General features: G+C 72.1%; 8 protein-coding genes and 1 pseudogene. 1 reads left to right on the top strand and 8 read right to left on the bottom strand.

Features of this window, described 5'->3' with window-relative positions:
- Window positions 1-61: 61 nt before the first annotated feature.
- The 6 genes and pseudogenes from ACFYXE_RS19220 to ACFYXE_RS19195 all read right to left on the bottom strand — a co-directional run.
- A pseudogene (locus ACFYXE_RS19220) lies at window positions 62-1,459 on the bottom strand (alpha-amylase family protein); the annotation flags it as partial.
- 169 nt (window positions 1,460-1,628) lie between these two features.
- A complete protein-coding gene (locus ACFYXE_RS19215; RefSeq protein ID WP_389313816.1) occupies window positions 1,629-2,690 on the bottom strand; it encodes a LacI family DNA-binding transcriptional regulator in 1,062 nt (353 codons plus the stop codon).
- Window positions 2,678-4,333 carry a glycoside hydrolase family 13 protein gene (locus tag ACFYXE_RS19210; RefSeq protein ID WP_389313814.1) on the bottom strand — a complete coding sequence of 552 codons (1,656 nt, stop codon included), beginning with the start codon at window positions 4,331-4,333 and terminating at the stop codon, window positions 2,678-2,680. The genes ACFYXE_RS19215 and ACFYXE_RS19210 overlap by 13 nt, the downstream gene beginning before the upstream one ends.
- Before the next feature lie 103 nt (window positions 4,334-4,436).
- The gene (locus tag ACFYXE_RS19205) at window positions 4,437-5,228 is read right to left on the bottom strand and encodes a carbohydrate ABC transporter permease (RefSeq protein ID WP_361180270.1); all 792 of its coding nucleotides are present in this window, start codon (window positions 5,226-5,228) and stop codon (window positions 4,437-4,439) included.
- Window positions 5,229-5,386: 158 nt separating this feature from the next.
- Complete coding sequence (locus tag ACFYXE_RS19200) at window positions 5,387-6,397, bottom strand: carbohydrate ABC transporter permease (RefSeq protein WP_389313812.1); 1,011 nt, start codon at window positions 6,395-6,397, stop codon at window positions 5,387-5,389.
- 59 nt (window positions 6,398-6,456) lie between these two features.
- Window positions 6,457-7,728, bottom strand: a complete 1,272-nt coding sequence (locus tag ACFYXE_RS19195; RefSeq protein WP_389313810.1) for an extracellular solute-binding protein — start codon at window positions 7,726-7,728, stop codon at window positions 6,457-6,459.
- A 372-nt stretch (window positions 7,729-8,100) separates the two neighbouring features.
- Here ACFYXE_RS19195 and ACFYXE_RS19190 point away from each other — a divergent pair, with 372 nt between their 5' ends.
- A complete protein-coding gene (locus ACFYXE_RS19190) occupies window positions 8,101-9,138 on the top strand; it encodes a LacI family DNA-binding transcriptional regulator (protein WP_361180262.1) in 1,038 nt (345 codons plus the stop codon).
- On the opposite strand, the gene ACFYXE_RS19185 is transcribed toward ACFYXE_RS19190, so the two are convergent.
- Both ACFYXE_RS19185 and ACFYXE_RS19180 read right to left on the bottom strand, forming a co-directional pair.
- The gene (locus tag ACFYXE_RS19185; RefSeq protein ID WP_389313807.1) at window positions 9,068-10,015 is read right to left on the bottom strand and encodes a lysophospholipid acyltransferase family protein; all 948 of its coding nucleotides are present in this window, start codon (window positions 10,013-10,015) and stop codon (window positions 9,068-9,070) included. The genes ACFYXE_RS19190 and ACFYXE_RS19185 overlap by 71 nt on opposite strands.
- A complete protein-coding gene (locus ACFYXE_RS19180; RefSeq protein ID WP_389313805.1) occupies window positions 10,012-10,779 on the bottom strand; it encodes a GNAT family N-acetyltransferase in 768 nt (255 codons plus the stop codon). Before ACFYXE_RS19180 ends, ACFYXE_RS19185 begins: the two co-directional genes overlap by 4 nt.
- Window positions 10,780-11,082 lie beyond the last annotated feature (303 nt).

Genomic DNA, 11,082 nt, shown 5'->3' with positions numbered 1-11,082 from the left:
GAGGTCCGAGGGGCACGAGAAGGACGAGAGGTCGGAGGCGTACGACAGGTACGCCTCGTCAGCAGCTCTTGGCCCCGGTGTGCAGGGCGAGGGCGGTGTTCGGGGCGACGGAGGCGGTGAACCGGCCCGCGTCGTCCACCCGGACGCTCCTGCCGCTCTGCACGTCGCAGTAGGTGCCCGCGGCCAGGGAGGTCTGGAAGGTACGGCTGAGGGCGGAGCTCTCGTGGTTGACGACGACGTACGCCTTGTCGCCGCGGCCGAACGCGACGGCGTCGTTGCCGTTGTCCCACCACTGGGTGACCGCCGTGCCGCGCGCGGTGTTGCGGAGCTTCACCATCGAGCGGATCTCCGGCCAGGCGTGCTGGCACTTCCAGCCGTCGCTGTAACAGGCCTTCACCTGGCTGTTGTTGGGCGGTCCCGCGTCGATGTCGGTGAACTCGTACCCGGAGTGGACGTCCGGGGAGCCGTAGGGCCAGGCCAGCATGAAGACGTGCGCCAGGGTGTAGTCGGCGCCGTCCTTGTAGCTGAGGGTCTGGCCGTGCCGTTCGGTGTCGTGATTGGCCACGAACACCGCGGCGGAGCCGCTGGGCAGATAGCCCCACCCCTCGCCGTAGTTCTTGAGGTAGGCGAGCTTCTCGCTGGTGAAGACCCGCTTCAGGTCCCAGCCGTAGCGGAACTCCTGGGCGTCCCCGGTGGCGGTGTACTCGCTCGGAGAGACCGCCTCACCGGCACCGTGGATCGTCTCCTGCTTCCAGTACGCGCCCGGGTTGCTCAGGCGTGCCTTGATGTTCCGCAGGTCGGCGACCGGGATGTGCTTGGCCGCGTCGACGCGGAACCCGTCGACGCCGAGCGAGAGGAGGTCGTTGAGGTAGGCGGCGACGCGGCCGCGCACGTAGTCCTCGCCGGTGTCCAGGTCGGCCAGGCCGCCCAGTTCGCAGTGCTGGACGTTCCAGCGGTCCTGGTAGTTGCCGATGGCGGACCTGCAGTCGTCCATGTCGGCGCCCGAATAGGTCCCCGGGTAGTCGTACTTGGTGAACCGGGAGCCGGCCGAGCCGGTGCCCGAGGCGTTGGTCATGTGGTTGATGACCGCGTCGGCGACGACCTTCACCCCGGCGCCGTGGCAGGTGTCGACCATGTTCTTGAAGTCGGCGCGGTCCCCGAGCCGGCTGCCGATCTTGTAGCTGACGGGCTGGTAGGCGGTCCACCAGGGCGCGCCCTGAATGCGTTCCTGGGGCGGCGACACCTGCACGTAGCCGTAGCCGTCGGGGCCGAGCCGGTCGGTACAGGCCTTCGCGACCGACCGGAAGTTCCACTCGAAGAGGACGGCGGTGACGTCCTTGCCGCCGGGCGGAGCGGCCAGGGCCGCGGGCGCCGCGCCGACGACGCCGCTCGCGAGGCCCGCGATCAGGGCGAGCGCGCCCGCCGCGGATCTGCGGCACTTGCTGGTCCGGACGGTCATGGGGGTACCTCCCGCGCTTTGAAGGAACTTGCAGCAAGCCAGCACAAGTTGTTGCGGTCTGGACCGTAGGGCGCCCCCGACACCGGGTCAACCCTCTGGACACACCCCGGAAACACCGGGGAATCACGGCACGCAAAGGCTTCCGCAAGAGCTTGCGGCGGTGCTAACTTCAGCGGCGCGCCTGGGCCGTGGAACCCCGGACCACCAGCTCGGGCTGGAAGACGAACTCCGTGCGCTGCACGGGGTTTCCGTCGATCTCCTCAAGCAGGGCGCCCACCGCCGCGCTCGCCATGGCCCGCACGGGCTGACGCACGGTGGTCAGCGGCGGATCGGTGAAGGCGATGAGCTGGGAGTCGTCGAAGCCGACCACGGAGACATCGCCGGGCACGGTCAGGCCCCGCTCCCGCACGGTCCGCACGGCACCGAGCGCCATGAGGTCGCTGCCGCAGACCACGGCCGTGCACCCCAGGTCGAGCAGCGCCCCGGCCGCGGCCTGCCCGCCCTCGACGGTGAACAGGGTGTGCTGCACGAGCCGTTCGGCCTCCTCGGGCGCGCGACCGAGCAGATCGCGCAGGGCCGTCACGAAGCCCTCCGCCTTGCGCCGCGAGGGCACGTAACGGGTGGGGCCGACGGCCAGCCCGATCCGCTCGTGCCCCAGGTCGACGAGGTGCCGGACCGCCATCCGGACGGCCGAGCGGTCGTCGGGCGAGACGAACGGCACCGGGATGTCCGGGTGGTAGCCGTTGACGAGCACGAACGGCACCTTGCGGCGGGCCAGTTCGCGGTAGCGGGTGGGGTCGGCCGTCGTGTCGGCGTGCAGCCCGGAGAGGAAGATGATGCCGCTGACCCCGCGGTCCTCCAGCTGTTCCACCAGCTCGTCCTCGGTGGCGCCGCCCGGCATCTGGGTGCAGAGCATCGGGGTGTAGCCGTGCCCGGCCAGGACCTGCTCGATGACCTGCGCGAAGGCGGGGAAGATCGGGTTGGTGAGCTCGGGGATGACCAGGCCGACCAGGCCCGCGCTGCGCCGTCCGAGCCGGGTGGGCCGCTCGTAGCCGAGGACGTCCAGGGCGGCGAGGACCCGGCGCCTGGTGCCCGCGGCGACCCCCGCCTTGCCGTTGAGCACCCGGCTCGCGGTGGCCTCGCTGACCCCGGCCTGCGCCGCGATGTCCAGCAGCCGCGGGGCGGCCCGCAGGGCGTCCCGCGGCACGGGGGCGAGCGTCACACCGCCCACCAGACGGTCGTGTCGGCCGGCAGCGTCACGGTGCCCTCGGCCGTCTCGACCCCGTCGTCACCGCCGACGAGCAGCACCCGGCCGGGGGCCGGCAGGCGCACGGCCGCCGCGGTGGTGTTCACGGTGCACACGAAGCCCTCGCGGGCGAAGGCGAGCACGCCCTCGGGGGCGTCGAGCCATTCGACGGCGCGGCCCGCGCCGAGCCCGGGGCGCGCGCGGCGCAGGGCGAGGGCGCTGCGGTAGAGCTCCAGGGTGGAGCCGGGGTCGCCGGTCTGCGCCTGCACGCTCAGTTCGCCCCAGCCGGTGGGCTGCGGCAGCCAGCTGCCGCCCGTGCCGAAGCCGTACGACGATCCCTCGGTGGTCCACGGGATGGGCACCCGGCAGCCGTCCCGGAATCCGTCCTGCCCGTCGGCGCGGTGGAAGGAGGGGTCCTGGCGTACCGCGTCGGGCAGGTCGGTGACGTCGGGCAGGCCGAGCTCCTCGCCCTGGTAGAGGTAGGCGGAGCCGGGCAGGGCGAGCATCAGCAGGGTCGCGGCGCGGGCGCGGCGCAGGCCGAGCGCGCGGTCGCCCGCGGTGCGCAGCTGGGTGCCGAGTCCCGGCGGGTTGGCGAGCCGGGTGGCGTGCCGGGTCACGTCGTGGTTGGAGAGCACCCAGGTGGCGGGGGCGTCGACGGGCCGCATCGCGGCGAGCGAGGCGTCGATGACCGCGCGCAGTCCGGCGGCGTCCCAGGAGGTGCCCAGGTACTGGAAGTTGAAGGCCTGGTGCATCTCGTCGGGGCGTACGTAGTAGGCGGAGCGCTCGACGGTCGGCGTCCACGCCTCGGCGACCAGGATGCGGTCCCCCGCGTACTCCTGGAGCACCTGCCGCCAGCTGCGGTAGATCGCGTGCACGCCGTCCTGGTCGAAGAACGGCATGACATCGTTGCCGAGCAGCTTGAGCTGGTCGGCGCTGCCGATGTCGGGCAGTCCGGCCGCCTTGACCAGGCCGTGGGCCACGTCGACGCGGAAGCCGTCGACGCCCATGTCGAGCCAGAACCGCAGGATCGAGCGGAACTCGTCCCGGACGGCGGGGTGCTCCCAGTTGAAGTCGGGCTGCTCGGGCGCGAAGAGGTGCAGGTACCAGTCGCCGTCGGGCACCCGGGTCCAGGCGGGGCCGCCGAAGATGGACTCCCAGTCGTTGGGCGGGAGTTCGCCGTCGGCGCCCTTGCCGGGGTGGAAGTGGTAGCGCTCGCGCAGCGGGGATCCCGGGCCCTCGGCGAGGGCGCGGCGGAACCAGTCGTGCTGGTCCGAGGAGTGGTTGGGCACCAGGTCCACGATGATGCGCAGGCCGAGCTCGTGGGCGTCGCGGATGACCGCGTCGGCGTCCAGGAGGGTGCCGAACATCGGGTCGATGGCGCGGTAGTCGGCGACGTCGTAACCGGCGTCGGCCTGCGGCGAGGCGTAGAAGGGGCTGAGCCAGACGGCGTCGACGCCGAGGTCCCTGAGGTACGGCAGCCGGCCGCGGATGCCCGCGAGGTCGCCCATGCCGTCGCCGTTGCCGTCGGCGAAGCTGCGCGGGTACACCTGGTAGATCACCGCGCCGCGCCACCAGTCCGTGCGCGTCTCGGTGGTGTGGGCGGCAGGGGCAGCGAGGTGCTGGGTCATGTCTTCCCTGGGATCGAGTGGGGTGGGGGCGGCGCCGGACGGTGTCGGTCCGGCGCCGCCGGTGGGGCGTGCGCGCCGTGCGGGTCGCGGGCGGCGGGCCGCCTCAGGACTTCGTCGCGCCCGCCGTCAGGCCGGAGACGAGGTGGCGCTGGGCGAAGCCGAAGATGACGGCGGCGGGCACCGCGACGATCACGGCGGCGGCCGTCAGCGAGCCCCAGTCGCTGGTGTACTGGTTGACGAAGGTCTGCAGGCCGCCCGCGAGGGTGAGGTTCTCCTCGCCGGTCATGAAGGCGGAGGCGTAGGCCACCTCGGCCCAGCCGGTGATGAAGCTGTAGAAGCCGGTGACGGCGAGGCCCGGCTTGGCGAGCGGCACGATGAGCCGCCAGAACGTGCCGAACGGATTGAGCCCGTCGACGCGTCCCGCCTCGTCGATCTCGACGGGGATGGTGTCGAAGTAGCCCTTCATCATCCAGGCGCAGAACGGCACGGCGATCGTCAGATAGGTGACGACGAGACCGACGGGCTGGTTGAGCAGTCCGAGGCTCGCCAGCAGGTTGTACAGGGGCACGATGAGCACCGCGACCGGGAACATCTGGGTGATCAGGAGCAGCCACATCAGGGGGCGCATGCCGGGGAACCTGAAGCGGCTGACCGCGTAGCCGGTGGTCGCCGCGATGAACACGCCGATCACCGTGGTGAGGCCCACGACGAGCACGGAGTTGAGCAGCCACTGAGGGAACTCGGTGTCGTTGAGGACGTGGTCGTAGTTGCCGAGGGTGAAGTCCTTGACCAGGTCGGTGGAGAAGGCCTCGCTCTGCGGCTTGAACGAGGTGACCAGGAGCCACAGCGGCGGCCCCACGGCGATCGCGGCGGCGAGCAGGAGGGTCGCGTGCAGGGCGGCCGAGGCGAGCGGCCCGCGCTCGTCGCGCCCTCTGGCCTTGCGGGTGCGCCCGGTCCGCTCGGCGCGTGTCGCGGCCCCGGGGGCTCGGTGCCCGGGGTCCTGGGGTCCGGGGTCCTGGGGTCCGGGGGCCCGGTGTTCGTCCGGCACGGTGGTCACCACACCTCTCCCTGCTTGCGGAGCGCGCGGCGGTAGGCCACCGCGATGATCGTCAGGAGCGCGAGGATGAGCACGCCCCAGGCTGCGGAGCCCGCGAAGTCGCGGGGGCTGACGACGAACGACAGCCGGTAGGCGTAGGTCACCAGGATCTCGGTGGCGTCGCCCGGTCCTCCCCTGGTCAGCAGGAAGATCACCGGGAACATGTTGAACGTCCAGATGCCGCTGATGAGGATGACCGTGCTGGCCACGGAGCGCAGCCCCGGCAGGGTGATGTGCCGGAAGCGCTGCCAGGCGTTGGCGCCGTCCATCTCGGCGGCCTCGTACAGCTCGCCCGGGATGGACTGCAGGCCGCCGAGCATGGCCACGAGCATGAACGGCACGCCCAGCCAGACATTGACGGTGATCACCGAGATCTTCGCCCAGGTCGGGTCGTTGAGCCAGGGGACGGCGTCGATGCCGCCGCCCGCGAGGAGCTTGTTGAGGATGCCCTTCTTCTCGTTGAAGAGCAGCCGCCAGGTGAAGACGGAGACGAAGGCCGGCACCGCCCACGGCAGGATGAGCGCCATCCGGTAGAAGGAGCGCCCCGCCAGTCTGCGGTTGAGCATGGTGGCCAGCGCGAGACCGAGCGCGAAGGACAGCGCGACACAGGAGACGGTCCACACCAGGGTCCAGGTCAGGCGGTCCCAGAAGACGCCGTCCGACAGGATCGACCGGTAGTTGTCGAGACCGACGGACTCGTACGTGGCGGGGATGTCGTTGACACCGATGTGCCGTTCGACGTTGGCCTCGTTGGCGTTGGTGGTCGACAGGTACAGGCCGCGCGCCAGCGGGTACCCGACGATGACGCCGATCACGACGACCACGGGGGCGACCATGGCCCACGCGTACCAGTGGGTGGCGAGCGCCCTGCGCAGCCGCCCCGGGTTCTTGCCTGGCCGGTGGCCGCGGCCGCGGATGCTCCTGGCATCCGCGGCCTTCGCCACCGCCCGGCCGGTCTCGACAGCCATGGGGCGGTCGGCCCTCCCTCTTGCTCGTGGTCCTGGTGGAGTCGGTGGTCCTTCGGGCGCTACTTGTAGTCCTTGAGGAGCTTGCGGTAGGCGTCACCGATGCCCTGGGCGCCCTTCTCGGGCGAGGCCTTGCCGCTGAGCACCTTCTCCAGCTGGAGCCGGATCGGCTCGAAGAGCGCGTTGGCCTCCGGGATCCACGGCCGCTGCACGGACTTCTCCACGGCGGGCTTGAAGAACTGCACCATCTGGTTGTCCTTGACGGACTTCACGTCGTAGACGGAGGTGCGGGTCGGCAGCAGGCTGAGCTGCTCGGTGGTCTGCTGCTGCACCTTGGCCGAGCTCATGTACTTGATGAACGCGTAGGACGCGTCGAGGTTGCCGGACCCGGCGTACGCGGCGAGGTTCCAGCCGCCCTGCGGCGCACCCTGGCGCGCGCTGCCGGCCGGGGCCGGGGCGACGCCCAGGTTGGCCTTGTCGGAGGTGAACTCCTTGCCCTGCAGGGCGCCCTGGATCGACCAGGGGCCGTCGAGGGCCATCGCGACGTCGCCGTCCTTGAAGGCGTTGAGCTGGTTGTTGTAGCCGTCGCTCGCGTCGGTGACCGCGGCCTTGGAGTCGACCAGGTCCTTCATCACCGAGAACGCCTTGGCGCCCTCGGGGTCGTCGACGGTGACCTTCTTGCTCTTGGTGTCCAGGAGGTCGCCGCCCTCCCCGTAGAGGTACGGGAGGTAGTAGTACGGGTCGTCGCCGCGCAGATAGAGGCCGGTCTTGCCGGACTTGGAGCGGATCTTCGTCGCGGCCGACTTGACCTCGTCGAAGGTGGTGGGCACGTCGACCCCCGCGGCCTTGAGCATCTTCTTGTTGTAGAAGAGGGCCAGGGTGTCGATGGTCTGCGGCGCGGCGTAGGTCTTGCCCTTGAACTTCGTGCTGGCCGCGGCCTGCGCGAGGTAGTCGTCCGCCTTGTCGAGCGCGGCCGTGCCGTCGAGCGGGGCGAGGTAGCCGAGCGAGGCGAAGTCCTGGGTCCAGGCGACCTCGGTGCGCATCACGTCGGGGGCACCGGAGTTGCCGCCCGCCGCGTTCTTGAACTTGGCGTTGGCCTCGCCGAACGGGACGTTCACATACTTGACCTTGACGTCCGGGTGCAGCTTCTCGAAGCCCTTGGCGATCTTCTCGTACGCGCCCTTCTCGGCGTCGTTCGAGGTGTCCCAGAAGGTGACGGTGCCCGAGAGCTTGCCGCCCTTGCTGCCGCCGTCGCCCTCGTCGTCGCCCCCGCACGCTGCCGCTGTCATGGCCAGGGCCGCGATCAGCCCGGTGGCCGCAATGCCACGCCGCATGTGAACTCCTTCAACTGATCCCGGAATCACGGGGAGACGAAGAGGTGCCTCCTGCTGGCCGCTCTCGACGCGGCGCCGGGTTGCCAGGAACGTAACAGCGCCGCAATGCCACCGAAAGACCTTGCGGCAATTTTCTGCAAGACACGGTGATCGTTACATCTGCGTGTCCTTACCGTTGCCCCGACCGCGCTTGACACCCCGGCGGGTCCCGGCACTTGGGCCGGTCAGAGAGGTGCGGGCCGCAACGGAAGGCAGGGAGAGGGCTGCCGCGGCGCACTGAATCCGCCTGCAAGACTCTTGCAAGGCGCCCCTCTTGCGCAAGGTTTCGCAGGCGGTGGGCAATCCCCGTGGTGCCGGGTACAGTCCGGTGCCATGACCGCACGGCTCGTCGACATCGCAGCCCACGCGGGGGTCAGCGAAGCCACCGTCAGCCGCGTCCTCAACGGCAAGCCAGGGGTGGCCGTGGGCACCCGCGAGGCCGTCCTCGCCGCCCTCGACGTGCTCGGGTACGAACGCCCGGTGCGCCTGCACCGGCGCAGCGCCGGTCTCGTCGGCCTCATCACGCCCGAGCTGGACAACCCGATCTTTCCGGCGTTCGCCCAAGTCATCGCGCAGGCCCTGACCCGCCAGGGCTACACGCCCGTCCTCGCGACGCAGACGCCGGGCGGCTCCACCGAGGACGAGCTCACCGAGATGCTGGTGGACCGCGGGGTCAGCGGCATCATCCTCGTCTCCGGACTGCACGCCGACACCACCGCCGACATGCGGCGCTACGACGCCCTGCGCGCCCAGGGCGTCCCCTACGTCCTCGTCAACGGCTTCTCCCCGGACGTGGCCGCGCCCTTCGTGTCGACGGACGACCGCGCCGCCGTACGCCTCGCCCTCACGCACCTGACGTCGCTCGGCCACACCCGCATCGGACTCGCGGTCGGGCCCAAGCGGTTCGTCCCGGTGGTGCGGAAGATCGAGGGGTTCCGGCTCGGGCTGCGCGAGCAGCTCGGCCTGGCCGACGAGGCGGCCGCCGAGCTGATCCAGCACTCCCTCTACACACTGGAGGGCGGCCAGGCGGCGGCCACCACGCTCATCAACCGCGGCTGCACCGCCGTCGTGTGCGCCAGCGACATGATGGCGCTCGGCGCCGTACGGGCCGCCCGCGACCTGGGCCTGACCGTCCCCGGGGACGTCTCCGTGGTCGGCTTCGACGACTCCCCGCTGATCGCCTTCACCGACCCGCCGCTCACCACGGTCCGCCAGCCCGTGCAGGCGATGGGCCAGGCGGCGGTGCGGGCGCTCCTGGAGGAGATCGGCGGAACGCCCGCGCCGCACGGCGAGTTCGTCTTCATGCCGGAGCTCGTGGTGCGGGGATCCACCGGGTCGGGCCGTCAGGAGGCGGCGGCCCCCACGCCGTGACACCGGTCCCCGACGCCGGCCCCGGGCCGGCCGGACCGCCCGCAGGAGCCCTTCGCGGAAGGGGCGTTCCCGCCGTCGCCTGACGCCGCTCAGGCCCCCTGTGCCCCGCGAGGACGGCCTCCTGCGCGGCGGCGGCCAGACTCCGCCGGTCGGCGCCCCGCACCGGGGCGTGGACGGTGATCCGCGCGGTCAGCCCGCGCGCGCCCGCCACCCGGCGCAGCGACGCGGTGAAGTCCTCCGTGCCGAGGAAGGCGGCGGCGGTGCTCGGCTTCCCGTTCTGCCGGTACGCGACCGTCACCGGCCGCACCGGGGCGCCCGCGTCGACCGCGGCCTGGAAGGCGGCCCGCCGGAAGCGTCCGCCCGCCGCCGAGCACCACGTCGTCGCCTGGGGGAAGACGAGCACGGACCCGCCGGACCGCAGGACGCCGGCCACCTCGCGCACGGTGTGCGGGAGCCCGCGCGGATCGCCGTCCCGGTCGATGAACCGCGTGCCCGCCCGCCGGACCAGGGTGCCGATCACCGGCCACCGGCCCACCTCCCGCTTGGCGAGGACGGTCACCGGCTCCACCGCGAGCAGGGCGACGACGTCGAGCCAGGAGATGTGGTTGGCGACGACGAGCGTCCCGGTGCCGCACGCCCCGGCGCTCAGCCGCCCGGCACCGGTCGCCTCCAGACCCACTCCCAGGGCGCCGAGCACCGCCCGTGCCTCGGTGCGCAGGGCCGCCGGGGCGGCGATCCGCTCGCCGCGGGCCACGGCCCTGGTCAGGGCGTACGTCAACGCCGCGTACCGGCGCGCGAGTTCGGCCAGGGGCACGCGCGGGTCCGGCTCGGCCGCACAGCTCGCGGGGCAGCCGCGGTCGACCGTCCAGGGGTTCACCGCGCGTCCTCGCCCAGGAAGTAGCGGCGGTGACGCGCACTGAGCCGGTCGGTGTCCAGGAGGACGAAGAAGTCCGCGACGTCGAACTCGGGATCGTGGGCGGGGGCGCCGCACACCCAGGCGCCGAGCCGGAGGTAGCCGCGCAGCAGCGGCGGCAGGTCGGCGTAGGACGGGCGCTCCGGCGCGGGACCGGCGGGCGTCCAGGGGCGCCGGGGGTGGACCCGCAGCCCGGGCGGCGAGGTGTGCTTGGCGGTGCCGAGCAGCCAGGCGCTCGCGGCGGCGCGGCCGCCGTCGGCCAGCGGGACGGAGGCGCAGCCGGCCAGATACCGGTGCCCGGAGAGCAGGACGTACCGGGCCAGCGCCGACCACATCAGGTTGATCACGGCGCCGGACCGGTGGTCGGGGTGCACGCAGGAGCGGCCCGCCTCGACGGTCGACGGCCGCAGGGCGCCGAGCGCGCGCAGGTCGAACTCCCCGTCGGAGTAGGACGCCCCGGTCCGGCCGGGCGGCAGCAGGCGGTACGTCCCGACGACCTCGCCGGTCGAGGTGTCGGTGACGATCAGGTGATCGGCGAGGTCGTCGAAGGCGTCGATGTCGTGACCGGGCAGCGGCGTGTCGAGGGCGGCGCCTAGCTCCTCGGCGAAGACCCGGTGACGCAGGCGTTGGGCGGCCCTGATCTGTGCGGTGGTGTCCGCGAGGGAGGTGACGTACGGGCGGGTGGGCGGCGTCGGGGCGAGCGGTGCCGCTGCGGATGTCGAGTGCATGTCATTTCCGTTTCTCGGTTCGAGGGGGACGACGAGACGAGGGGGACGACGGAGACGAAGGAGGTGCGGGAGACGTGAGTGATGCGGGGGGAAGGCGGGAGACGGTCGATCGAGAGGCGTCGGGGAGGTCCGCCGCGCACCGGGGCGCGCGACCGCGGTCGGGACGGGCGGGACGGCGACCCGGCAGCGCCACATCCCCGCGGCCCCGCACCGCCACCACCCACGCAGCACGGTGACGGCACCGGCTGAACTGCGCGTCTCAGGCGTGCGTCGGCCTGCCGTCGGGCGCCCAACCGCCTGCCG

This window comes from Streptomyces sp. NPDC002564, assembly GCF_042889645.1.
Lineage (GTDB): Bacteria > Actinomycetota > Actinomycetes > Streptomycetales > Streptomycetaceae > Streptomyces.
This window is presented reverse-complemented; position numbering and strand designations above follow the sequence as displayed.

Bases quoted from the DNA above. Each gene is read 5' to 3' on its own strand.
- ACFYXE_RS19210 (WP_389313814.1), bottom strand. From the start codon at position 4,333: ATGACCCAGCACCTCGCTGCCCCTGCCGCCCACACCACCGAGACGCGC.
- ACFYXE_RS19200 (WP_389313812.1), bottom strand. From the start codon at position 6,397: ATGGCTGTCGAGACCGGCCGGGCGGTGGCGAAGGCCGCGGATGCCAGG.
- ACFYXE_RS19195 (WP_389313810.1), bottom strand. From the start codon at position 7,728: ATGCGGCGTGGCATTGCGGCCACCGGGCTGATCGCGGCCCTGGCCATG.
- ACFYXE_RS19190 (WP_361180262.1), top strand. From the start codon at position 8,101: ATGACCGCACGGCTCGTCGACATCGCAGCCCACGCGGGGGTCAGCGAA.
- ACFYXE_RS19180 (WP_389313805.1), bottom strand. From the start codon at position 10,779: ATGCACTCGACATCCGCAGCGGCACCGCTCGCCCCGACGCCGCCCACC.